Origin of the sequence: Marinilactibacillus sp. Marseille-P9653, assembly GCF_916618885.1 — a bacterium.
Classification (GTDB): domain Bacteria; phylum Bacillota; class Bacilli; order Lactobacillales; family Carnobacteriaceae_A; genus Marinilactibacillus.
Map to the genome: position 1 here is coordinate 442,011 of NZ_CAKAKH010000001.1, position 24,205 is coordinate 466,215.

A 24,205-nucleotide genomic window follows, 5' to 3' on the forward strand; every position below is an offset into this window, starting at 1 on the left:
CTGAGGTGAATATTCATGGGAGATAAGTGCATTATTGTATTGGTAGGACCAAGTGGTAGTGGGAAAACAACCGTAGGAGAATCTTTATCGCGTAACGGAATTCCGAAACTGGTTACGACAACCACTAGAGAACCGCGCCTTGGAGAACAAGAAGGCATCGATTATCATTTCAGAAAAGTTGAAGAGCTGGATCCGGCGGACTTTGTTGAGCAAACTATCTATAATAACAAAGTCTACGGCCTGACAAAGCAAGAAGTTAGCGATGCTTTAAAAGAATATGATGTTGTTCATGTTTCTCTTGATCGTCATGGAGCGAAAGCAATGAAAAGAAGCTTTCCACAAGAAACAGTTGTCGTGTTTATTTATATTTCAAAAGAAATGATGGCTGAACGTATGCGTAAACGGGGAGATAGCGAAGAAAAAATTTATGAGAGGCTTTGTCACAGTGAAGCGAATGATGAATTGGCACCTCCTGAAGAGACAGATCTCATAATTGAAAACATTTCTATACAAGAAACTGTTGATCAAATTCTTTCTCATTTGAATCAAAAGAATTAGGAGAGGATAATCTTGTCTCAACACGAAATTGATTCTAAAACGCTTGTATGGTACCCTCTATTTTCTTTTATTCTCTTTTTAATTTTGTACTTGTTCTTCAATATACCTTTTTGGACTTTCTTTATCGTTTTGTTTGCTGTGATTCTTTATTATGCTTTATTTATTTATATAGAAATCAAAAGAAAAGACTGAGTATGATTGAAACGAAAAAGCACCCGTGAGCGCTAGCTCACAGGTGCTTCGTTTAGTGCGCCCGGCATGGGCGACAACTTGGTGGTGAAAGTCCACTACAGGCTTGGCAGTAGGAACTGTTAGCGAAAGACAAGGGTGTCCGCCGTGAGGCGGAATCTGAAGGAAGTCGGACGCAAATGCTCGCACTGACGAACAGAAACTTCATATCAAGGCTGAATCAGGACGGACGAGCTTGCGAAACTAAGCAAAGTCCAATACTGCACGAATCCTGTACAGTAAATGAAGCAGTGACATGAGCGGAAGGTTGTCGTTCTTACCCGGGGAGGTCTGTCTAGCGACCGTTCGGTCGTAGTAACAACGAATAGGCAGAAGTCAGCCGAGGTCATAGTAGGGGAAATGTACTGAAGGACCAAACAATATCAAATACAAAGTATAGATTGGAGGTTAGAAGGGACGTTTACTGCAGAAAACAACCGAATGGTTGGCAATCTACAGAGGGATAAGGTGGAACCGAAAGAGTATGTAGATGTGTAGAGTACCCTTCTAGGTCAAATGAAAGAACTGTATCGTAAGTCTCCATCTTTGATGGAGCTCGTTGTAAGTAGAAAGAATCTATCGACAGCTGCCACGAAAGTTAGACGTAATAAAGGAGCAGCTGGGATAGACGGTATGACAGTATGGGAAGTCGAGGAACATATTGAAGAAATTTATCTGCCATTGAGGCAGAAACTCCTTAATGAAACTTATAAACCTCAACCCGTTAAACGAGTTGAAATTCCTAAGCCAAACGGAGATAAACGTAAACTCGGTATTCCTTGCGTTCGTGACCGTGTTGTACAACAAGCTATCAAACAAGTGATTGAACCACTGATTGACCCGCACTTTCTTCCGCAAAGTCATGGATTCCGCCCGAATAAAGGAACCCATACAGCATTGAAGCAATGTGTAGATTATTACGAAGAAGGATATAAATTCGTGGTCGATTGTGACTTGAAACAATGTTTCGATACATTAAGTCATGATAAACTGATGTACCATCTTGAAACCTTTATTCAAGATAAAGCGATTTTAAAGGTTGTCCGTAAGTTTTTGATGAGTGGTGTCATAGACCTGTCTGGCGAATTCGTAGAAAGTAAAACAGGCGCACCGCAAGGTGGCGTACTCTCGCCCCTTCTCAGCAATGTTTACTTACATGAACTGGACAAAGAACTAGACCGTCGTGGTCATCGATTTGTTCGTTACGCGGATGACTTCGTCATCTATGTGAAATCTAAACGAGCAGGTGAACGTGTGATACAAAGTGTGACACAATTCATCGAGAAAGATTTGAAACTAATCGTTAACAAAGATAAGAGTAAAGTCGGGTCTCCTACTCGTTTAAAGTTCTTGAGCTGTCTGATAAGGAAAGTGAATGGAACCTGTCGTTTTATCCCTACAAAATCAGCCAAACAGAAATTTAAACGAACACTCAAACGACTAACGAGTCGTAAACGTTCCGGAACCTTTGAAGTTATTATAAAGGAAATCAATCAAGTGACTCGAGGGTGGATTGGCTATTTTGGTCTTGGATTTATCAAAATGTTCATAAAACGGATAGAACAATGGTTACAACATAGAATCAGACAGCTGATACTCAAAAGATGGAAGAAAAGCAAAACGAAAATAACGAAGTTATTCAGCTATGGATTGGATATGGATAGTGCTAGAAGAATCGGATTTTCCCGCAAGAAGTACTGGAGGCTATCCATGACGCCTGAAGTTCATCAGGCACTTACAACGAAAAGACTCCACCATTGGGGCTTAGTCTCTTTAAGCTCCTTGGTAGAGTCAGCTTACGCAAGGTATTGAACCGCCGTGTACGGAACCGTACGCACGGTGGTGTGAGAGGACGGTAAATCAATTAATGATTTACCTCCTACTCGATTGTTCTTAAGGTTGGAAGTTTGATGAAGTTGCAAAACTATCTGGAACATCGATTCCACTAGCGTTGTAGTTTTCACCATTCATAATAGAATTTTTAACGATCACGTAATCTACTTTACGTAGAGAGTCAATATCATCTCCACCTGCGTATGAGATAGAAGATTGTAGGTCTTGTTTCATTTCAAGTAGTGTATCTGCAATATCGCCTTTATAAGGTGTCAGCATTTTTTTACCTTCGACGTTTTTGCGTTCGCCTTTTTGATGCGATGAAGCACTACCAAAATATTCTTTGTAAGGACGGCCGTTGACTTCTACCATTTTACCTGGCGATTGATCATGTCCAGCAAACATCGAACCGATCATAACCATTGTTGCACCAAATCGCATAGATTTAGCGATATCTCCGTGAGTACGGACGCCTCCATCTGCAATGATTGGCTTACGTGCAGCCTTTGAACAGTGAGAAACAGCTGCTAATTGCCATCCACCTGTACCAAAACCGGTTTTTAGTTTTGTTGTACAAACTTTACCAGGTCCGATACCAACTTTAGTTGCGTCAGCTCCAGCGTTTTCAAGTTCACGAACCGCTTCTGGAGTACCAACATTACCGGCAATCAGGAAAGTTTCAGGTAAATGTTTTTTAACGTGTGTAATCATGTCGATAACCATTTGAGAATGGCCATGAGCAACATCAATCGTTGCATATTCAGGAACTAGATTGCGTTCAGCTAGTTCTTTAACAAAATCATATTCTTCATCTTTAACGCCTAAGCTTATAGAAGCGTAAAGGTCTTGTTCATGCATGTTTTGAATAAATCCAGCACGAGCAGCTTCATCGAAGCGATGCATCACATAAAAATAACCATTTTTTGCAAGCCAGATCGATAATTCTTCATCAACTACTGTTTGCATGTTCGCTGGAACAACAGGAAGCATAAAGCGGCGTCCGCCGAGTTCCACTGAAGTATCACAGGCAGAACGACTGGATACAATCGCTTTGGCAGGGATCAATTGAATATCTTCGTAATCAAATACTTTCATACAACAATAAACTCCTCTATAGTAGGTATACTTTCTAATCTATCGCCTCATTAAATCAGGCGGAGATTAGAGGGGAGTATTTCAGATTCCCTTGACTACTTTACCTAATGAAACACCATAAGTCAAAGGGGATTTTCAGAAAAAGAGAAATCGGTAGGGTAACTGCAAAAAGTTAGACACGATTAAATTAAAAACGTGTGCTATGATTACAAATACAATCAAAGGATTCATTTAGGAGTCCGTGGAGGGAAACGGTTATGTCAGATTCATTGAAAAGAGTTAAGCGACACTTATGGAAACCAAAAACGATGTTTTATTTAGGAATGATTATGATCATTCCGTTCTTACTTCTAGCCATAGCAGGCTATTTTGAATTGGGCATTCTGGGGATGTTCGATGATTATGTAGCGAGAGAGATTATTGACGAACGAGACCCCGTCTTGACGAGTATTTTTAGAATGATCACGCTACTTGGAAATGTTCCACCGACGATACTAATTACGATTGTCACGAGCTTGTTCATTTTATTAAAACTGAAAAATAGATGGCTCTCACTTTGGTACTTGCTAACGGTTGCTTTAGGCGCAGGCGTACTTAATCAAGTATTGAAATATGCCATTAGAAGAGATCGACCTAGTAGTGTGGAGCATTTGATTACACAAGGTGGGTATTCTTTTCCAAGTGGCCACGCGATGGGTTCCATTATTATATATGGCGCAATGATTTTCTTGATTTTAAGACTGTCCGAACGACTTTGGTTCCGTATAGTAGGGACCATTGGCTTAAGCCTGTTGATTCTAGCCATTGGCGTCAGCCGGATTTACCTTGGCGTGCATTTTCCGTCTGATATCGTCGGTGGATATTCTGTTGGGATGATGTGGTTAACGTTTAGTATTGGACTTTACGGATTGTCTCTTACAAAGAGACCAGAGATCGAAAAAATCGAAGGACATCATTACAAACGTTAAGCTGAAACTAAAAAATAAGTTGCAAAAAAGATGATCCCTTTTCTGGGATCATCTTTTTTATCAAATAATTCCAATAATTACTGCAATGGCGCCTAAGCCAATAGCGGTCCAGTTGACTCCTTTTTGATCACTCATCAGTCCAGCTAGACCTAAAAGCATCGCGATGATTCCTAAAGGGATATTCCAGATAAAGAAACCGATAAAAGATAATACGGTCGCTGTCCAACCAATGATATTTCCAATAGAAGCTGACATAGTAGCACCTCTTTGTTAGTCTTGTTTTGTTAAATGATTTGTTTTTATAATGTATTGCTCGATTGGGTAATCGGATAAGGGCAATTGTGTTTCTTGATTCATCGCCAAAAGGGCAAGTTCTTTACCAACTAAGGGACCAGCGGTGAGTCCCGTTGAACCCAATCCACTTGCTGCATATACATTTGGCAGGGAAGGAACAGGGCCATAATAAGGAGAAAAGTCAGATGTATAAGCGCGTGTCCCTGAACGGTAATCCACAATAGTTGCTTGGTCAAAATAAGTTGAAAATTGTACCGCAGAATCTTTGACCATCGAAGCCAGCAGAGACGAATCGATTTTTAAATCGAACCCCTTATCATTTTCATGTGTAGCGCCAATTACAATCCGACCATCTTCAAAGGGAATGATATCGGATTCGCCTTCGGGCATAATCACAGGCCAGGAAGCTGTTGGCGTATCCTGAAGCTGGAGGATAGCGAGTTGTCCTTTTTGTGGACGCAAATCTAGCTCATAGCCCAGCGGTTCCAGTAGTGCTGGTAGCCAAGCCGCTACAGCGAGCACAACGCTATCGAAAGCATAAGCAGACTGCGCAGTAGAAATCGTTACTTCACTAGATTCAGGTTTTAGGTTTTCCACGCGTTCTTGGATAAAGGTAGCGCCATTTTGAGTGGCTTTCTCAATCAATAAAGATACCAATTCTTTACCATCTACTTTAGCACCGCCTGATGCCCATAAGGCTGAAAGTTCTCCAGTATAAATCGGCACTTTCTGCTTGATTTCTTCGGGGGATAAAATCTGAAGATCACCGATTTCTGGCGCTTCTTCACGTCTTTTATATCCAATCTCAAGCAGTTCTTCCAAGTAGAGATACTTGGATTTAAACAATAACGTCCCGACTTTGCTGTAAACGGTCTTAGGAATAGGTTCGCCGTCCATGACGCCACTCAAAAATTTTGGATAAAAGGCAGCTCCTGCTTTGACCATACGGTACCACTTCTGGTTTCGTCTTTTAGATAACCAGGGACTGATAATCCCAGCTGCGGCAGAAGTTCCTTGACCGATCCCTTCGTCGAAAATCGTCAGTTCAACATCTTTTTCTTTGCTTAGATAGTAGGCTGCTGAAGCGCCGACAACTCCGGCCCCTACAATAGCGATTTTTTTTGTCATGTTCTTAACGAACTCCTTTTCTTTCTTTACCTAGTCAGTTTACCATTTTTAAAGATCAAAGGAACAGGGAAACTAAAAAATGAATAGGTTTGCAAATGGTTTATAGACTGCACGAACAAGCTTCTCAGAGAAGGAGAAGATTTTTGTTGACAACTTCTGAGGAACACTGTAAGATAAAAATCACATTAGAGATGACAAAGGAGAGACACTCATGAACTTCGATTCTAAGCAGACAGTACAATTGAATATGAACTGGCAAAGCTGGCGTAGATCGTTGTAGATATGAGTAGTCTCATAGATACAACGTTTAGAACTCATTCTAAATTTTGTATCTATGCGACTTATTTCTCGAGAAATTCTAGATAAGTAACCACATAGATATCACGATATCTATGTGGTTTTGTTTTTTTAAAAGGCAATTTCCACTACTGAACCAAAGTGTGGAGATTGCCTTTTTTTGTGGCTTATCTGTGAAAGCACTGTCTAATTAAAAGCATACATAAGTATATAAGGAGCTGATGCAGATGATATCTGACTGGGAATGGAAAAGAACGGGCTGAACAGTAAACGAACCTAAAAATGATGAACGAGAGAGGAAACGTAAAAATGAAAAGAAGAGGCATGCTCGTAACGTTTGCACTAATATTTGCAGTATTAATTATAGGATTCTTTTTCCCGAGTGGACAAAGCACTAACCGAACAGCTTCAAATAATAGTGAAACAGCAACAGAAACACCTGAAGAGCAATTCACGGTCGGCTTACTACAAACGACAAGTCACCCGTCGCTAGATGAAATTCGTGAAGGAACGATTCAAGGGTTAGCGGATAATGGCTACGTTGAAGGCGAAAACCTAACAATCAACTTCCAGAATGCACAAGGGGATCAGAACTTGATGAATACCATGGCAAGTTCCATTGTGAGTGATGGCGCAGATATTGTGATTGGTATCGGAACACCCGCTAGTCAGGCGCTGACAAATGCAACAAGTGAAATTCCTGTCATAATGGCTGCTGTCTCAGACCCGATCGGTTCAGGCCTAGTGACTTCTGAGGAGGAACCAGGTGGAAACGTTACAGGCGTAAAGAACCAGGCACCTGTTGAAGAGCAGATCAAATTAATGACAGACATTTTACCAGACGTGCAAACGGTTGGTATGCTTTACAGTTCTGGTGAGGATAATGCCCGAGCAGAAGCAGAGCGCGCGCAAGTCGCAATTGAAGATGCTGGACTAGACTTAGAAACGTATACTGTTTCAAACACAAATGAGATTCAGCAAATGATCGCAACGATGTCCAGAGAAGTTGACGTGATTTACTTGCCGACAGATAATACGATCGCTAGTGCATTCAACACAGTTGTTAGCGAAGCGGATCGTTATAATATGCCACTCATTCCGACGGTTGATTTGATGATCGCACAAGGTGGACTGGCAACGATTGGGATTAGTCAAGTTCAACTAGGTGTTGATTCAGGAAGAATGGCCGCAGAAGTGTTAGGTGGTCAAGATACAGCAACGTTCCCGGTTTACATCGTAGAAGGCGGAGAGCAGCTGATCAACGTAGAAAAAGCAGAGAAGATCGGCGTAACGATTCCAGAAGATGTTTTAGAAAACAGTAGAATTATCGAACCAGAAGAGGGAGGTCAATAAGATGATTATATCAGCTATCGCATCAGGATTTTTATGGGCAGTACTCGGAATAGGCCTATATTTAACGTACCGTATTTTGAAATTTCCAGATTTGACAACAGAAGGCTCATTCCCATTAGGCGCTGCAGTTGCCGTGACTGCAATCGTATCTGGTGTTCCACCTATTTTATCGATCATCTTAGCGATTTTAGCAGGCATGTGTGCCGGACTAGCAACGGGACTCCTTTATACAAAAGGAAAAGTTCCTGTGATTCTAGCAGGGATCCTCGTGATGTCAGGGTTACATTCGGTTAACCTCTTCATTATGAAGCGACCAAACCTAAATTTGCTGAACCAAAGCCGACTATTTGATTATTTTCAAGGTTTACCGAATTATTATGACGTCGTCTTTATCGGAATCATCGTACTGGTTGTACTAATTAGCGTGATTCTGGCATTCTTCTATACTAATCTCGGACAAGCCTTTATCGCAACCGGAGATAACGAAGATATGGCACGTTCCCTTGGCATTCGTACAGACAATATGAAAATTCTTGGCCTCGTCATCTCAAATGGGGTCATTGCTTTAGCCGGTGCGCTTGTCGCGCAAAACAACGGATATGCAGACGTTAATGGAGGAGCTGGCGTCATCGTTATCGGTCTGGCTTCACTAATCATCGGAGAAGTGATGTTCAAGGATCTGAAACTAGGTGAGCGGTTGTGTACCATCGTAATCGGATCAGTCTTGTACCAATTATTATTACTAGGCGTTATCCAGCTTGGTTTTGATACAACCTACATCCGTATCTTCAGCTCAGCGATCCTAGCAATTTGTTTAATGATTCCACAAATCAGACGGACACTTGGACTAGGTACATTAATCGGGAAAGGGGAAAAAGCATGAGTACATTATTGAAACTAAAAGGTTTGACAAAAGTCATTACGAACCAGGCAGATGAAGATAACCGAATATTGGACGGTGTGGATTTCACCTTGAACGAAGGCGAATTTGTCACTGTACTAGGCGGAAATGGCGCCGGTAAGTCAACTTTGTTCAATAGTATTACCGGTTCAACAGAAACAACTGGTGGAACTGTCGAATTAAAAGGTAAAAACCTGACAAAGTGGAAAGAAGAAAAACGAGCAGGATTGATTTCAAGAGTGTTCCAGGATCCTAAAATGGGGACGGCACCGCGAATGACCGTAGCAGAGAATTTATTGTTGGCTAAACTACGTGGTGAAAGAAAAACACTGAAATCTAGAAGCTTGAAAAAGAATAAAGCGTCTTTCGTAGAGATGTGTGCATCCATTGGAAATGGACTAGAAAAACAAATCGACGCACCTGCTGGTAATTTATCGGGTGGACAGCGGCAATCGTTGAGTTTACTGATGGCAACAATGACGCGACCAGATTTGTTACTGCTGGATGAGCATACCGCAGCGCTTGACCCGAAAACCTCTAAAAAACTGATGGAACTAACAGACCAGATCATTAAAGAAAAGCAATTGACGTGTATGATGATTACGCACCAAATGGAAGATGCGTTAGCGTACGGCAATCGTCTGATCGTTATGAAAGATGGAAAAATCACATTGGACTTAAACGAGAAAGAAAAAGAAAAAATGACTTTAAAAGACTTACTGAGATTATTTGAAGAAGAAAATCTGACGGCAGTACTTTAAACATAAAAAGGAGAGTGGATCAAATGGCGACAAATCAAGCAGGATATTTTGGAAACTACGGTGGAAGTTTTGTACCGCCAGCACTCAGTGAAGTGCTTAATCACTTAGCAGAAGAATTTGAGCACTACAAAGACGATGCAGACTTTAATAGAGAATTCAAAGAGATTTTAAAAGAGTACGTCGGAAGAGAGAATCCACTCACTTTTGCTTCAAGACTGACAGAAGCCTTTGACGGACCAAAAATTTACTTGAAACGAGAAGACTTGAACCACACTGGGGCGCACAAAATCAATAATGTGATCGGCCAGATCTTACTCGCAAAACGCATGGGTGCGCACCGAATCATCGCAGAAACCGGCGCCGGCCAACATGGCGTTGCGACCGCTACAGCTTGCGCAATGTTTGGCATGGACTGCACCATCTACATGGGCAAACTGGATACTGAAAGGCAAGCGTTAAATGTCTTTCGCATGGAACTGTTGGGTGCAAAAGTCATACCAGTCGAAAAGGGGCAGGGAAGACTAAAAGACGCAGTAGATGTCGCTTTAGCGGATCTTGTAGAAAATTATGAGAATACATTTTACCTATTGGGCTCGGCTGTTGGACCGCATCCATTCCCATCGATCGTCAGACATTTTCAGTCTGTGATTAGTGAGGAGTCGAAGCGTCAAATTATCCAGCAAGATGGCAAGCTTCCGGCAGCGGTTATCGCGGTCGTTGGTGGCGGCAGTAATGCAATTGGCTCTTTCGCTCATTATATCGATGAAGAAGACGTGCGTTTGATTGGAGCGGAACCGGAAGAAGCAGCTACGATGGCACATGGAACGCCAGCGGAAATTCACGGCTTTAAAACGCTGGTGCTACAAGACGAGAATGGCCACCCAGCACTAACGTACTCGATTGCGGCTGGGTTAGATTATCCAGGAATTGGGCCGGAACATAGCTATTTAAAAGAAAGCGGACGCGCAGAATACTATACTGTGTCTAAAGAAGAAGTACTAGAAGCTTTCCAATTGCTAGCTTCAAAAGAAGGCATTGTACCGGCTTTGGAGAGTGCGCATGCAGTGGCGCTAGCGAAGAAACTGGCGCCAGAATTTGATAAGGAAGATTCTATTATCCTGACGATTTCAGGTCGCGGAGACAAAGATGTAGAACAAGTTCAGGATTTATTGAAGGCAATGCAAGATTCTAAATGATAAAACTTTCATCTTTTTTTCATCACAATGTAGTAATCGGTAAATCCTTAGGTTAGAATAGACTATATTCAATAGCTAAGGGGAGAATGACATGACGAAAACGATGATTAAGAATGGATTATTGATCGATGGTAATGGTGGCGAACCGATGGAACAAGGCGCGGTCGTCATTGACGGGAACCGTATCGTGTTTGTGGGGGACGCTGCTGATTTTGATGGGACTGTTGACGAAACAATTGATGTCGATGGTGCAACGATCGCTCCAGGATTTATCGATACCCATGTCCATTTGATGATGGAATATTCTTCCGTGCAAAATAGACTGGAAACTCCTTTCTCCTACATGTTTTATCAGGCGATCAATTATATGCGTAATACACTCAATGCAGGAATTACGTCTGTTCGCGACGCTTTAGGAACAGACCTCGGTGTTAAAAAAGCCGTAGAAGAAGGTATTCTAGAAGGCCCTCGAATGCAGCTCAGTATCAATGCGTTGACAATTACTGGCGGACACGGCGATGGCTACACAACCTCAGGGCAAACCGTGGAACTTCTCCAGGCTAATTACCCTGGAATGCCAGACGGAAAAGCAGACGGCGTAGAAGAAGTACGCAAGAAGACCCGAGAAATGTTGCGCGCCGGAGCAGAAGTGATCAAGGTCCACGCGACCGGTGGCGTGCTTAGTGCGACGGATCATCCAGAATTTACCCAGTTTTCATTAGAAGAACTTCAAGTCATCGTGGAAGAAGCCGCTTTTAGAAAAGGGGTTAAAGTCATGGCACACGCTCAAGGTGCTGAAGGCATCAAGCAGGCTGTCAAAGCTGGGATTCATTCAATTGAGCACGGAATTTTCCTAGACGACGAAGCGATTGAAATGATGAAAGAACACGGGACTTACTTGGTCCCAACCTTACTCGCTCCAGTAGCGGTTTTGGAATTGGCTAAAGAAACTGGAATGCCGGATTCTGCAGTTCAAAAAGCTCGAGATGCCATAGAAGCACACAAAAAGAGTTTCACTAAGGCCTATAAAGCAGGCGTTAAAATCGCAATGGGAACCGACGCAGGTGTCATGCCTCACGGAACCAATCTGCGAGAACTTGTTCTGATGACAGAAGGTGGTATGACACCGATGGAAGCCATCGTTGCGACCACTAAGACAGCCGCAGAATGCCTCGGCTGGGAAAACGAACTCGGCACCCTTGAAAAAGGTAAACTGGCAGATCTAGTCGTCATCAAAGGGAATCCCCTAGACGATATTGCCAGCCTATCTAACGCAGAAATAATCCAACTCGTCATCAAAGACGGCAAAATCGTCAAAAACCAAATAGCCTAAAAAAGGAAAACAGCCGCTCGCGGCTGTTTTTTCATTTTGAAGTGATGATTTTTAGACAAGTTGCTGTATTACATGAACTCAAAAGGATTATAGAAACAGTTACAACAATATAGCATATATTTTTTTAACTGGAGGCAAAGAAAGAACTGAGTCTTAGGAATAAGCGGGATATTGTTGCGTCTGGTAGAAAAGATAAACTTGAGTTAAAGCAATAAGCACTATATTACTGAGACTCAGAAAAATAACAAATCGAGCTGCAAGAATAAGCTCTCTATTCATTAATCTCGAAAGGAAAAAGACGTTGAGTCCATAGAATAAGAAAAAATTCGATCGTTTTTCAGGCATCATCACCAAAAATTTAAATGAAAAATGATATTTTTCCGAAAAGATCAGTTTTATTATTGAGGTGGTAAATATCATGATTATAGCAAAACCAAGAACACAGCCTAAATTGCTAAAAGCACTCACTTTTCTTGATCGACGAACGTCGCTCGCACCTTCTGATAAAGAAATGTTAAGTAATTTGAGCAAAGGATATGAAGGGGAGACGATATTCGATCAAAAAATTACTCAATATATCAATAAGGAAGTGATTGTTTTGAATGATTTGCTACTACATAATAGAGGCAATTCATTTCAAATCGACGCGATGGCAATTACGAGAGAGATGATTTACGTATATGAAATTAAAAATTATCAAGGAGATTACATAAATCAACCAGATGGCTTTACTACAATAAATGGGATAGAGCTAAGCGATCCTAAAGTTCAAGTGAATAAAATGAAGAATAGTCTTTCAGCACTATTTCAGAAATGGAAAGTAGAAAAAGCAATAGAAGCTAAAGTTGTATTTATTCATCCAGAGTTTACTCTATATCACGCAGAGGTAAACAACCCATATATCTTACCTACGCAAGTCAAAAAGAACCTCAAAAAGATGAACAATCAAAGCGAATTTCTATTGCAAGAAGATCATCGTTTAGCGAAAAGATTGGTAGAAGCACATCAAGAAGCAGTACCTTATCAAAAACAACTACCAGAGTATGAGTGGAAGCAACTTGAAAAAGGTGTTCGATGTGAGACGTGCGGGGCATCTAATCTCAAAATTAGTCAAAGAACTAGTTACTGCAAAAATTGTCATGAAAAAAAAACGATAACACAATTGATCCTTTGTAGTATAGAAGAATATCGCTTTTTGTTTCCAAAAAATAAACTAACAACCAAAATCATTTACGAATGGTGTGGGCGAGAAGTGAAAAGGGAAAGGATTCGAAATATACTCAAGACCCATTTTACTGCGGGTAGAAAAACAAATGGTCAGTATTATTTTTAATAAGGTACGATTCTACAACAAAAAAAACCACCCGCAGTTGCAAGTGGTTAAAAAGGAGACGGACAATTACTTGGAGGAGTAACCGCCCTGAAAAATAAGTTGGTTGTTGTGGGTATGAACATAGTATAGAAAATAAATTTGAAGAAGGTATGATGAACCGATGAAAAAAAGCGTAAAAAATAGAAAGGATTGCGACAAATAATCGACGCTCATGCATATGGTATTTCCGGCATAGAACTGATATAATGAAACCGTTAAATTAAAAGAACTAGGGGAGCATAGAGCTTTCAGTAAAGATCGAGGATTTCCAAAAAACCTCCAACCAAACTGATTGCGAAAGCTGAGAAAGGTAAGACCTGACCCTTAACCTGAACTAGGTAATGCTAGCGGAGGGAAGTGATCATGATGAATAGCAGATTAAGTTATCTGTATTCCTATTTAGTGTGAACCGACTCTCTTCTATCAATTTTGGAAGAGTTTTTTTGTGCCTTAAAATGTCTAGAGAGTAGGATGAATAAAATGATAAAACAGAACAATTTTCAAACAATAGCGCAACAAATAATGAAAAAAAACACCTTTTTATCGGTCATAACAATTGAAAAAGTCTTCGGTGCCCAAGGAGAGGTGAGAAAATGACGACCAAACAAGTATTGACGATTGCAGGCAGTGACAGTGGTGGTGGAGCAGGGATTCAAGCAGACTTGAAAACCTTTCAGGAAAGAAACGTATTTGGGGTATCCGTATTAACGGCGGTCACGGCTCAGAATACGCTTGGGGTTCACGGAGTACACCCTGTGCCGCTTAAAATGGTCGAAGCACAATTGGATGCGATTTTCAGTGACTTCAACTTGTCAGCGATTAAAACAGGTATGCTTGTTAATGGGGAGTATATGAAGCTCATTGCAAACAAACTTTTAGACAATAAAGTAGCCCCACTGATTATTGATCCGGTAATGGTTGCAAAAGGTGGCCATCCTTTGATGGCATCCACTGCGATCGAAGTCATGAAAAATCGACTGGTTCCTCTTGCAGATGTCATCACACCCAATATCCCAGAAGCCAAAGCGTTGACAGGGATTGAGATTATAAATAAAAAAGACATGCTCAAAGCCGCCTATCAGTTAAAAGAAGCTGGGAGTAAAGTTGTCATCATTAAAGGTGGTCATGCTTTAGATGATCCGCAGGCCTCTGACTTGATTTTGCTTGAAAATGGAGAAGAAGTCTGGCTATCTACACCTAGAATCGATACGAAAAACACCCATGGTACAGGGTGTACGTATTCAGCTTGTATTGCGGCTGAAATCGCAAAAGGCTATCCAGTTATAGAAGCTATCAAGACAGCTAAAGCTTACATCCAGGCTGCAATATCTGATCCACTGGAACAGGTTGGTCACGGTCATGGACCGACAAATCACTGGGCTTACCGAAAACGCAGCTAACAAAGCTTCCAGAAGCCAATATAAAAGTAGACAAAAAAATCCCATTAGGAAAAAGCGAAAGTTCGCTGAATCCTAATGGGATTTTTTTAAGGGAGGAAAGCATTCCAACCTCAATTAAAATTGAGACATATCTAGTCTCTTATGTTTCTATATTCAGCAGTGTATACAATTCAATCAGGGGAGAAAGAAAGTTCAGCTTCATATAGAATAAGTTTCTTTTCAAAAGAACAAGATAAAGTGGGGGGCCACTTCAAAACGTTCAATATTAGGGGGAGAAAAGAAAAGTGTTTTATAATTTGACACTATAGATAGTTTAACAATATTTTTTTTACTTATCCTTAAAATCAGTTAAGGTTTTAGCTGTAAAAAATAATAATTTCCTCAGCTAACCGTAATTATTGTAATGCATTCACCATAGCTTTGTTAAAAGCAGGTAAATCTTCAGGCGTACGGCTTGAAATTAAACCGGAATCGTCAATAACGACTTCTTCGTCATGGAAGTTTGCGCCAGCATTTTTAAGATCGATTGCTACTTGAGAGACTGAAGTAATATCTTTTCCTTTTACAACTTCAGCATTGATTAATAGTTGTGGACCATGGCAAATTGAGAAAATTGGTTTTTTATTTTCAGAAAATGCACGTGTGAAATTCAAGAATCGCTCGTCTTTACGTAATTGGTCGGGTGAAAATCCACCAGGTATGAGTAAAGCGTCGAAATCTTCTGGTGAAACATCGTCAATACTTTTGTCAATCGTGACAGAAGCTTTCCCTTTTTTACCTTCAACAGTTTCGCCTGCTTCAAAGCCAATTGTTACGATTTCGTGGCCTGCTTTTTCCAATTCTTCTTTTGGTGAAGTGAATTCTACATCTTCAAATAACTTCGTTATAACTGTTGCTACTTTTTTACCCATGTCTAAATTCCTCCTATTAGTTTATCTATACCTAGTGTATCGCGCATGTAGAAAGGGTGCAAATCTAATGCTTATACTAAATGCTGTTTCTCATAGTATTATCTAGCAGATAAGATATGTTATGATGAATGAAGATAAAAAGTATGACGATTCTGAAACCAACAGGATGGAGTGAACAGAAATGAATATTGCGCTAATTGCTCACGATAAAAAGAAAGAAGACATCATTAAACTGGCTACTGCCTACAAGGCGATATTAGAAAAACATACTTTATTTGCGACAGGAACAACTGGTACACGAATTATAGAAGAAACAGGGTTAGATGTTCATCGGTTTAAATCAGGTCCGTTAGGTGGGGACCAACAAATTGGTGCATACATATCAGACAATAAAATGGATCTTGTGATCTTCATAAGAGACCCACTAACCGCGCAAGCACACGAACCGGATATTTCTGCATTACTGAGGTTAAGTGACGTTTACGAAATTCCACTAGCAACTAACGTAGGTTCAGCAGAAATTTTACTAAGAGGGTTGGATGCTGACTTTTATCAGTGGAGAGATTTTTTCAGAGGTAAAGGCAGAGAAGACTTGCCGATCTAGTAGGAATAGTCTGAGAAGACCGCATGAAAGAAAGGGTATAAAATGGGTTTACTAATTATAATAGGTCTTGCATTAATCGTGTACGGAGGCATTTCTCTGAAATATCCAAAGCAACTTAAGAGAAACCAGCAGACAGCCAATAAGAAACAAGAGAAATACTGGTTATGGTACAACAGTATCTATGTAATCGGAAGTGTTGTATCTTTGATTGTTGGAGTGCTACTGGTACTCGCGGGAATCGTTTTTTACAGATAAATGACTCAATTAAATAATAGAGAGAACATAAAAAAGCGAGTTATTATATTCAACTATAATAACTCGACTTTTTAATTTTTCCATTTGTCAAATTAAGTTAGACAGTTCTTGTCCATCAATGTGTCTCAAAAATACTTCTAATGGTGTATGGTAGTTCAAAGATTTTCTTGGAATATGGTTCCTATTTGAAGCGATATTTGAAACAAATGATTGATCTACTTGATTGAAGTCCATTTCTTTAGGGAGACCATCTTTTCGGAGTAGACCGTTAGAATGTTCATTTAAAGCTCGTTGGGAGGGTGTCCCTGGATCCGCAAAGTAAATCGCTATATCCTGTTGATTACTAATGGATTTCCAGTTAGAAAATTCTTTTCCACAATCAAACGTGATAGATTTGAAGAGATTTCTTGGAATAGTCTTGAACCAATTATTTACCGCAGCTTCGATATCACGTGCCTTGCGCCCGTCGGGCTTCAAAGTAATAATGACTTTTGATAATCGTTCGACTAATGTGATCACAGCACTTTTATGATGAACCCCAACGATTGTGTCACCTTCTAGGTGACCAAATTCTTTTGTAAAATGAGGATAATCATCTAGCCGTTCGGAAATGTTTCTTTTGAATGCTTGCTTACCGCGTCTTTCCTTATGACCATTTGGTTTGCGCTTTCCTTTCATCGGAAGCGTTGCTTGATCAAAAAGTCCCTGTTTGAACTGTCGATACAAGGTACGTACAGAGCAAGCGATGGGCTTCTCTGCACGCCCTATAATGACATCGGGTGTCCATCCTTGAGCAACCATCTTTTGAATGTAAGATTTTTGATCTTGCGGTAAACAAATAGAGCGTCTCCCGCACCGTTGTTTATTTTCTTTGTACTGTTTGAAATAATCAAGCGCAGTACATCCTTTCCTTAGGAAAGTAATGACTTTGTGAATCGTTTGACGCGACCGATGGAGGTAGGTCGAGATCTTCAAGACAGATATATTCTGGTGGAAATAGGCTTCTATCATTACAAGTTCTTCCGTGGTAAGATGGGTGTAGGTCATTCGTGATCACTCCTATGTTTTCTTTGGTCGGAAATACATTTTGAGTGTACCACGAATGACTTTTTTAGTTGTCTAGCTTAATTTTACAATCGGCGTTTATAATAATCGTTAATGACGCCAGATTCAGTAGGGAAAGGATGCTATCGATCTCTGAGTCTGCTGCCGCCTCTTGGTGTGAATGAAAAGTATTTGAAACACCATAATGCACTCAAGCCAATGACGATATAGACAATACGCGTTCCCCATTCTTCTGGGCTACCGAAGACAAGATCTATAGCATTGAAACCAATTAATCCGATCAGTAGTAAATGAATGCCTCCGAGTATCAGGATGCCTAATGCAATTCTATCTAATATTTTCAAGGTATAGCCTCCTTTTATACGAACTAACTATATTCTACGAAATATACTGAATAATGTCGATAAATAAATTGAAGTTACTTTGCGATTATACCGTGTAAATATAAAAAAAGTAAATAGAGAGACCTCTTGGATTTGTGATTAAAGTTCGTCTATTGTTGTGTTATAATCGAATTACATAAGGAAACAGCGATTAAAAAATATTAAAGCGAATAAAATGATGATTGCGGGTTTTATTCGTTCGTAAAAACGGAGGATAACTTTTGAATACTGACATTGAAATTGCACAAGCCTCAAAAATGAAACCTATTGAATTTATCGCCGAAAAATTAGGAATTGAACAAAAAGATCTTGAACAGTATGGACCTTACAAAGCTAAAATTACTTTGTCTGGAGAAAGTATTGAATCTAGACAAAAAGGCAAGCTCATTCTAGTTACGGCAATTAACCCAACGCCAGCAGGAGAAGGAAAAACGACCACTTCTGTCGGACTTGGAGATGCCTTACAAAAGATTGGCAAAAAAGCAGCTATTGCACTGCGTGAACCTTCCTTAGGTCCAGTATTTGGATTAAAAGGAGGTGCCGCTGGTGGCGGATACGCCCTAGTGATTCCGATGGAAGATTTGAATCTTCACTTCACTGGAGATATTCATGCGATTGGAGCAGCCAACAACCTGGTTGCAGCTATGGTCGACAATCACATTTACCAAGGGAATGAACTGGAAATAGACCCAAGGCGTGTAACCTGGAGAAGAGCGATCGATATGAATGACAGACAACTTCGGTCAATCATCAGTGGTATTGGCGCACGCTCTAATGGTATGCCAAGAGAAGATGGATTTGATATTACCGTTGCTTCGGAGATTATGGCAGTACTCTGCTTATCTTCTTCTATTGACGAACTGAAAGCAAAGTTAAAGAACTGCTTAGTTGGATATACTTATGACAACCGCCCTGTTACAGTCGGTCAACTGGGTGTAGAAGGAGCGGCTGCTGCGTTACTGAAAGATGCATTGAAACCGAATCTTGTGCAAACGCTAGAGCAGACACCCGTGTTTGTTCACGGTGGACCTTTTGCGAATATCGCACACGGGTGCAATAGCTTACTGGCAACAAAAATGGCTTTAGCACACGCAGACTATGTCGTCACAGAAGCTGGATTTGGAGCGGACTTAGGTGCAGAAAAATTTTTGGATATTAAATGTCGTATGGGTGGACTTGAGCCAGATGCAGTCGTTATTGTTGCAACCATTAGAGCACTTAAAATGCATGGTGGCGTTCAAAAAAGTCAGCTAGACGGAGAGAATATAGAAGCGTTAAAAAATGGCTTACCAAATTTACTGAAACATGTTGAAAATATCCAAGGTGTATTCGGATTGAATGCCGTTGTCGCTATCAATACCTTTCCTCAAGACACAACAGCTGAACTAGAAGTGCTAAAAGAAGCTTGTTTAGCACACGGCGTTCAAGTTGTTCAGTCTGACGTATGGGCTGAAGGTGGAAACGGAGGAACGGAGCTTGCGAAACAAGTGGTTGAGGTCTGTGATCAGCCATCCAAATTAACATTCGCTTACGAGTTAGAAGATTCTATTGAAGAAAAAATTGAGAAAATCGTTCAAAAAGTCTATGGTGGTTCAGGAACCGAATGGACTACAATGGCTAAAAAGACTGCAGAAAAGCTCACCGCGCTCGGTTACGGGAACCTACCTATTTGTATGGCTAAAACGCAATATTCTTTGTCTGATCAAGCAGAAAAATTGGGTAGACCAGAAGAGTTTAGTGTGAATATTAGAGCGTTATCCATCTCTGCAGGAGCTGGCTTTATCGTTGTCTTGACGGGTAATATCATGCGTATGCCAGGACTCCCTAAAAAACCAGCTGCTGAACAAGTGGATATTACATCTGAAGGAAAGATAACCGGATTATTCTAGAAGAAAGAAGGGGAATCGAGATGACTGAACAGTCAATATCTGATTACTTGAATCAGCTGCAGTCGGAAAACGGCTTGCCTGGAGGGGGGAGTGCTACTGCGCTAGTAGGTGCAATGAGTGCCGCGCTCGTCCACATGGTCTCAGAAATTCAAAAAGATAAAAAATCTCTGAAGGACTCAAGACAGGAAGTTCTGACCATTCTTGAAGAGGCTGAAGAAGTTAGAGAACACTTTGAAAAACTCAAAGACCAGGATGCTATTGCTTTTGAGCCTGTTTCTAAAGCATATAAGCTGCCCAAAGATACGGAAGAACAAAAAAGTAGTCGTCAGAGAGCAATCGAAGAAGGGCTTCATGGTGCTGTACAGCCGCCTTTAAGCATGATGAAAACAACATTGAAACTGATTGAGTTATATGAGCGGCTCGCTCGCATACCGATCAAAGGATCTATTGTAAATGATATTGCTGTAGGTGTATTGTTTGCCAGAACCACACTGCAATCTTCTCACTTGAATGTCCTTGTAAATACAAACTTTATGAAAGATGAACAAACAAAAAAAGAGCTAGAAGGATTAGGGAACACCTACCTTGTCCAGGGTGAAGAAAAAGCAGACCAGTTATATGCAGATTCAAAATACTATTTGATGCACAAAAAGTGGCCATCAATGGATGTAAGAGGAGTGCAGTAATACATGGTAAACGTATTAAAAGGAAAGCCAGTAGCAGAAAAAATCAGCCAACAAGCTAAACTTGTTGTAGATGAATTGAAATCAGTTGATTGTCAGCCCACACTAGCGATTGTCAGGATTGGAGAAGAAGCTTCTTCCATCTCTTATGAAACGGCCGCAATCAAAACCATGAATCAGGTCGGGATTGAAGTCTCATCTGTTATTTTTTCAGAAGAAACATCACCCGACAAAATCCTTTCAACCCTTGATGATCTAAACGAGGACCGTGAAATTCATGGAATTCTTGTGATGCAGCCACTTCCTGAAGGGTTATCGAGAAATGATATTGCACTGAGAATCGACCCTGAAAAAGATATTGATGGGTTAACCCCGAGTAATCTTGGAAAATTAGTCGAAAATGATCGGACCGGATTATGGCCAAGTACACCTAAAGCAGTGATGGAGCTATTAGATTATTACGATATTGATTTAGTTGGCGCAGATGTGTGCGTCATTGGAAGTAGCCCGGTAGTCGGGAAACCCTTAGCTATCTTATTATTAAACGAAGAAGCAACAGTAGCTAACTGTCATGTCAAAACGAAAAACTTGAAAAACTACACCCAACAAGCGGATATTGTGATATCTGCTACAGGAGTAGCTCATTTGATAACACCTGAGCACATCAAAGAAGGCGCAGTGGTTATTGACGTCGGATATGGACACGTGGATGGAAAACCATGCGGAGATGTTCAGTACGATGAAGTTAAGGATAAAGCAATTGCCATTACGCCTGTTCCAGGTGGTATCGGAACGATCACTACGGCCATTCTCGCTGAACAAGTGGTAAAAGCAGCGTGGTCACTACAAGTAGAACACAAGCATTAAAAGGGGCGCAGGTAGTTGGAGAAAATAGCCATTCGCAAGCAAGTGATTGAAACATTGACCTCCTTGACGTCAGAAGAAAAAAGAAGAATAGAAGCAAGCTTCTACGAGGCACTTTTTAGTTCGCCGATTTGGAAAAATGCACAAAGTATTGGTGTGACACTTTCAAACGGCTTTGAATGGAACACTGAACCCATTATCAGACAAGCCTGGCTAGAAGGGAAAAAAGTCGGTGTACCAAAGGCCATTCACGCTACACGAGAACTTCACTTCTATCAGATTGAACAGTTCAATCAGGTGAAATCGGGTTACTTTGGAATCCGAGAGCCAATTCCAGAACAGACTACGCAATTAGATTCTAATGAAATTGATCTGATGATTGTTCCGGGAATTGTCTATACGGAAACAGGATATAGAATAGGATTTGGTGGTGGGTACTATGATCGACTGCTAACGAATTATCCTCATTCAACGATATCGCTTGTGCATTTCAATCAACTTGTAAATGAAATCCCAATTGAAAATCATGATATACCTGTAAATTATATGATTACCTTAAAAGACACACCAGAGAGCAAAAATCATGCTATAATAAAATCGATCCAAGAATAAACGATTCTACGCAAAAATTAGAATACAAAAGAGTAAGAGATGAGCGTTAAGTGCTGAGTGGATGGGATGTCGCCCTCAGACGAAAAAACGATTGAGTTTTGCGACTCCTCTCTGCATCCGCTTTAAAGCTCTATGGTTTTTTAGCGAGGACTCTTTAATTGGCTTCTGTCTAATGAAATATAGATAGAAGTTGTATCCTGTTCATGCGGGACAAAATTTAAATTAAAGGAGATCTTCGAATCATGCAAAATCAAGAAAAGACCGTTTATGGTAAGAATGGAAAACAGTCAAATTGGAAAATTGGAACGATAGGACTAGCGATTGTAGGAGTATTGATTGCTATGAACTTGGCACTTAGTCGAGTGGGCATTACTACACCAGTCATTAGAATCACTTTTGCGTTCCTTCCCATTGCGCTTATTGGTATTTTATTTGGTCCTTTTGTGGCTGGGATTTCAGCAGCTCTAGCAGATTTACTAGCCTTTGTGCTCTTAGGAGGAGCGGGTACGTTATTTCCAGGATTTACTTTATCTGCACTGCTAACTGGCCTTGCTTATGGCCTGTTTCTGCATAAAAAAGACATTCGACTACGAAACATCATAGCAGTCGAAGTGGTCATTGCCTTGTTTATACACATTGTGCTCAACACGACATGGGTATTCATCCTAACAGGTAATCCACTGGCAGTTATTCTGCCTCCTCGACTAATTCAAAATGCTGTGACACTTGTTGTCCGAGTGCTAGCGATCTGGTTTTTGACGAACAACAAACAACTGAGAAATGTTTACCGAAAATACTCAACAGCTAAAAAATAGAATGATCCGTTTTTTAAAAGTCTTTATAAGACGTCAAAGCATATTCAATTGCTTCTGACCAACTTATAAAGACTTTTTTATTGATTTATTTTTGAATACCGGAACGGTGGCCGCCTAAAAGTTTCGACCTTTGTAGCGCCATACCGCCTTGAACCAAGCTACTGGCATGGAGAAGAGACGTGTACCCATACTTTTGACGGATATGATCGATCGTCTTATCTAATTCCTCCCGGTCAATTAATTGTTGCGTTTCCTCAAATAAGTTTAATTGTAAAGCCTGTTTTGGTCTGATTTTACCGAAACTGACGTTTATAACGCGTACCGGTTTGTAAGTATAATGACGCTCAAATAACAGAAGTAAAGAATGAATTAGATCTTTTGAGGAATCTGTTGCTTCAATGATCATCTGATGACTAAATCCTTTATCTTCGATATGTTTTGAATAACCTAAACTAAGCTTAACCACGCTGGTAGTGACAGAATGCCTACGTAGACGCATGGCATTTTCTTCCGTCATTTCTCTGATGACGATTTCTACTTCGTGTTTGTCTGTATAGTCGCGATTTAATATCTGATTTTTACTGAAAGAAGTTGACCGAGGTGTGAATGTTTCAGAAAACTGTGTCCGATCAATTCCATGAGCATGATAGAAAAGTTGTTCTCCAATCACACCAATTTTTTTCTTCAGTTGATGCACATCAAATTGAGAGAGTTCATAAATAGAGGAAATACCCATACGTAATAAACGCGCCTCGGTTCTAGATCCAATCCCCCAGAATTCAGTCATAGGATGTATATTCCATACGGTATCTTCGACCAGCTCATACCGCCAGTCAGCTATGAAGTTCTTCTGTCGATTGTTTTTTGCTTCATGATCCAGTGCAAGCTTTGCTAAAAGAGGATTATCACCGATCCCAACGGTGACAACTAAATTCATTTTTTTCCAGATTAAGTATTGAATCTTCTTAGCGATTTCTTCTGCAGAACCAAAAAGCTGACGAGAATGCGTAACATCTAGAAAGGATTCATCGATACTATAGACCATCAAATCTGTAGTGGAAACAAACTGTTTGAAAATCTTCAGAATCTCAATATTTTTTTCGAGATAGAGAGCCATTCTCGGTTCAACAATCTGGATTTTTGATCGTTTAGGGATATCGTATATACGAGAACCCGTTTTGATTCCATAAGTTTCTTTTACCATAGGAGAAGCAGCTAAAACGAGGCCACCATTATTTTCTGGCTTGCTGACCACAGCAATATACGCTTCGAGTGGATGTAGATGGCGGTCTACAGCCTCAACCGAAGCGAAAAAAGACTTTACATCAATGCATAAAATCTGTCGCCGGGGCTCATGTGTGTAGTCCATTCGCTGTACCATAATGGTTTCTCCTTAGGGATGTAAGT

25 protein-coding genes and 2 riboswitches are annotated in these 24,205 nt (G+C 40.5%); of the genes, 18 read left to right on the forward strand and 7 right to left on the reverse strand.

Going from position 1 to position 24,205, the window contains the following annotated elements; translation table 11 throughout:
- Positions 1-15 precede the first annotated feature (15 nt).
- From LG377_RS02170 to ltrA, 3 genes are all read left to right on the forward strand, one after another.
- Positions 16-558: a guanylate kinase gene (locus tag LG377_RS02170; protein ID WP_225743086.1), complete on the forward strand. Its 543-nt coding sequence runs from the start codon at positions 16-18 to the stop codon at positions 556-558.
- Between the two features lie 12 nt (positions 559-570).
- Positions 571-750, forward strand: a complete 180-nt coding sequence (locus LG377_RS02175) for a hypothetical protein (protein ID WP_225743087.1) — start codon at positions 571-573, stop codon at positions 748-750.
- Positions 751-1,302: 552 nt separating this feature from the next.
- The gene (gene ltrA / locus LG377_RS02180) at positions 1,303-2,598 is read left to right on the forward strand and encodes a group II intron reverse transcriptase/maturase (protein WP_225743088.1); all 1,296 of its coding nucleotides are present in this window, start codon (positions 1,303-1,305) and stop codon (positions 2,596-2,598) included.
- 81 nt (positions 2,599-2,679) lie between these two features.
- Here the strand turns inward: ltrA and guaC are convergent, their stop codons facing one another.
- Entirely contained in the window at positions 2,680-3,714 is a 1,035-nt protein-coding gene (gene guaC / locus LG377_RS02185; RefSeq protein WP_225743089.1) for a GMP reductase, read from the reverse strand.
- 257 nt (positions 3,715-3,971) lie between these two features.
- On the opposite strand from guaC, the gene LG377_RS02190 reads away from it, so the two are divergent.
- On the forward strand, positions 3,972-4,682 hold the full coding sequence (locus tag LG377_RS02190) for a phosphatase PAP2 family protein (protein WP_225743090.1): 711 nt from the start codon (positions 3,972-3,974) through the stop codon (positions 4,680-4,682).
- Positions 4,683-4,742: 60 nt separating this feature from the next.
- Here the strand turns inward: LG377_RS02190 and LG377_RS02195 are convergent, their stop codons facing one another.
- The gene (locus LG377_RS02195) at positions 4,743-4,937 is read right to left on the reverse strand and encodes a C4-dicarboxylate ABC transporter (protein WP_225743091.1); all 195 of its coding nucleotides are present in this window, start codon (positions 4,935-4,937) and stop codon (positions 4,743-4,745) included.
- Between the two features lie 15 nt (positions 4,938-4,952).
- Complete coding sequence (locus tag LG377_RS02200) at positions 4,953-6,104, reverse strand: FAD-binding oxidoreductase (RefSeq protein WP_225743092.1); 1,152 nt, start codon at positions 6,102-6,104, stop codon at positions 4,953-4,955.
- Positions 6,105-6,710: 606 nt separating this feature from the next.
- On the opposite strand from LG377_RS02200, the gene trpX reads away from it, so the two are divergent.
- The 7 genes from trpX to thiD all read left to right on the forward strand — a co-directional run bounded on the left by trpX (position 6,711) and on the right by thiD (position 14,717).
- Positions 6,711-7,754 (forward strand): tryptophan ABC transporter substrate-binding protein, encoded by a 1,044-nt coding sequence (gene trpX / locus LG377_RS02205; RefSeq protein ID WP_225743093.1) that lies wholly within the window; start codon positions 6,711-6,713, stop codon positions 7,752-7,754.
- A 1-nt stretch (position 7,755) separates the two neighbouring features.
- The gene (locus LG377_RS02210; RefSeq protein ID WP_225743094.1) at positions 7,756-8,637 is read left to right on the forward strand and encodes an ABC transporter permease; all 882 of its coding nucleotides are present in this window, start codon (positions 7,756-7,758) and stop codon (positions 8,635-8,637) included.
- Positions 8,634-9,416 carry an ABC transporter ATP-binding protein gene (locus tag LG377_RS02215; protein WP_225743095.1) on the forward strand — a complete coding sequence of 261 codons (783 nt, stop codon included), beginning with the start codon at positions 8,634-8,636 and terminating at the stop codon, positions 9,414-9,416. Before LG377_RS02210 ends, LG377_RS02215 begins: the two co-directional genes overlap by 4 nt.
- 23 nt (positions 9,417-9,439) lie before the next feature.
- Complete coding sequence (gene trpB, locus LG377_RS02220; protein ID WP_225743096.1) at positions 9,440-10,612, forward strand: tryptophan synthase subunit beta; 1,173 nt, start codon at positions 9,440-9,442, stop codon at positions 10,610-10,612.
- 91 nt (positions 10,613-10,703) lie between these two features.
- Positions 10,704-11,945 carry an amidohydrolase family protein gene (locus LG377_RS02225; RefSeq protein WP_225743097.1) on the forward strand — a complete coding sequence of 414 codons (1,242 nt, stop codon included), beginning with the start codon at positions 10,704-10,706 and terminating at the stop codon, positions 11,943-11,945.
- Between the two features lie 418 nt (positions 11,946-12,363).
- A complete protein-coding gene (locus tag LG377_RS02230; protein ID WP_225743098.1) occupies positions 12,364-13,278 on the forward strand; it encodes a nuclease-related domain-containing protein in 915 nt (304 codons plus the stop codon).
- Between the two features lie 260 nt (positions 13,279-13,538).
- Positions 13,539-13,690, forward strand: a riboswitch (TPP riboswitch).
- A 220-nt stretch (positions 13,691-13,910) separates the two neighbouring features.
- Complete coding sequence (gene thiD, locus LG377_RS02235; RefSeq protein WP_225743099.1) at positions 13,911-14,717, forward strand: bifunctional hydroxymethylpyrimidine kinase/phosphomethylpyrimidine kinase; 807 nt, start codon at positions 13,911-13,913, stop codon at positions 14,715-14,717.
- A gap of 395 nt (positions 14,718-15,112) precedes the next feature.
- Here thiD and LG377_RS02240 read toward each other — a convergent pair whose 3' ends face one another.
- Complete coding sequence (locus LG377_RS02240) at positions 15,113-15,628, reverse strand: type 1 glutamine amidotransferase domain-containing protein (RefSeq protein WP_225743100.1); 516 nt, start codon at positions 15,626-15,628, stop codon at positions 15,113-15,115.
- 181 nt (positions 15,629-15,809) lie between these two features.
- On the opposite strand from LG377_RS02240, the gene mgsA reads away from it, so the two are divergent.
- Positions 15,810-16,232 carry a methylglyoxal synthase gene (gene mgsA / locus LG377_RS02245; RefSeq protein ID WP_225743101.1) on the forward strand — a complete coding sequence of 141 codons (423 nt, stop codon included), beginning with the start codon at positions 15,810-15,812 and terminating at the stop codon, positions 16,230-16,232.
- Positions 16,233-16,274: 42 nt separating this feature from the next.
- Positions 16,275-16,487, forward strand: coding sequence for a hypothetical protein (locus LG377_RS02250; RefSeq protein WP_225743102.1), 213 nt, complete (start codon positions 16,275-16,277; stop codon positions 16,485-16,487).
- A gap of 87 nt (positions 16,488-16,574) precedes the next feature.
- On the opposite strand, the gene LG377_RS02255 is transcribed toward LG377_RS02250, so the two are convergent.
- Together LG377_RS02255 and LG377_RS02260 are read right to left on the reverse strand one after the other, a co-directional pair.
- Positions 16,575-17,534, reverse strand: a complete 960-nt coding sequence (locus LG377_RS02255; RefSeq protein WP_225743103.1) for an IS30 family transposase — start codon at positions 17,532-17,534, stop codon at positions 16,575-16,577.
- A gap of 140 nt (positions 17,535-17,674) precedes the next feature.
- Positions 17,675-17,896 (reverse strand): DUF378 domain-containing protein, encoded by a 222-nt coding sequence (locus LG377_RS02260; RefSeq protein WP_225743104.1) that lies wholly within the window; start codon positions 17,894-17,896, stop codon positions 17,675-17,677.
- Positions 17,897-18,156: 260 nt separating this feature from the next.
- Between LG377_RS02260 and LG377_RS02265 the strand changes: the two genes are divergently transcribed.
- The 5 genes from LG377_RS02265 to LG377_RS02285 all read left to right on the forward strand — a co-directional run bounded on the left by LG377_RS02265 (position 18,157) and on the right by LG377_RS02285 (position 22,798).
- Positions 18,157-19,824, forward strand: coding sequence for a formate--tetrahydrofolate ligase (locus LG377_RS02265; RefSeq protein WP_225743105.1), 1,668 nt, complete (start codon positions 18,157-18,159; stop codon positions 19,822-19,824).
- Between the two features lie 20 nt (positions 19,825-19,844).
- Positions 19,845-20,510, forward strand: coding sequence for a cyclodeaminase/cyclohydrolase family protein (locus tag LG377_RS02270; RefSeq protein ID WP_225743106.1), 666 nt, complete (start codon positions 19,845-19,847; stop codon positions 20,508-20,510).
- Between the two features lie 3 nt (positions 20,511-20,513).
- Positions 20,514-21,374 carry a bifunctional 5,10-methylenetetrahydrofolate dehydrogenase/5,10-methenyltetrahydrofolate cyclohydrolase gene (locus tag LG377_RS02275; protein ID WP_225743107.1) on the forward strand — a complete coding sequence of 287 codons (861 nt, stop codon included), beginning with the start codon at positions 20,514-20,516 and terminating at the stop codon, positions 21,372-21,374.
- A gap of 15 nt (positions 21,375-21,389) precedes the next feature.
- The gene (locus LG377_RS02280; protein WP_225743108.1) at positions 21,390-21,983 is read left to right on the forward strand and encodes a 5-formyltetrahydrofolate cyclo-ligase; all 594 of its coding nucleotides are present in this window, start codon (positions 21,390-21,392) and stop codon (positions 21,981-21,983) included.
- A gap of 26 nt (positions 21,984-22,009) precedes the next feature.
- Positions 22,010-22,108, forward strand: a riboswitch (THF riboswitch).
- A 117-nt stretch (positions 22,109-22,225) separates the two neighbouring features.
- Positions 22,226-22,798: a folate family ECF transporter S component gene (locus tag LG377_RS02285; protein ID WP_225743109.1), complete on the forward strand. Its 573-nt coding sequence runs from the start codon at positions 22,226-22,228 to the stop codon at positions 22,796-22,798.
- A gap of 85 nt (positions 22,799-22,883) precedes the next feature.
- Here the strand turns inward: LG377_RS02285 and LG377_RS02290 are convergent, their stop codons facing one another.
- Positions 22,884-24,179 carry a Y-family DNA polymerase gene (locus LG377_RS02290; protein WP_225743110.1) on the reverse strand — a complete coding sequence of 432 codons (1,296 nt, stop codon included), beginning with the start codon at positions 24,177-24,179 and terminating at the stop codon, positions 22,884-22,886.
- Positions 24,180-24,205: the final 26 nt, after the last annotated feature.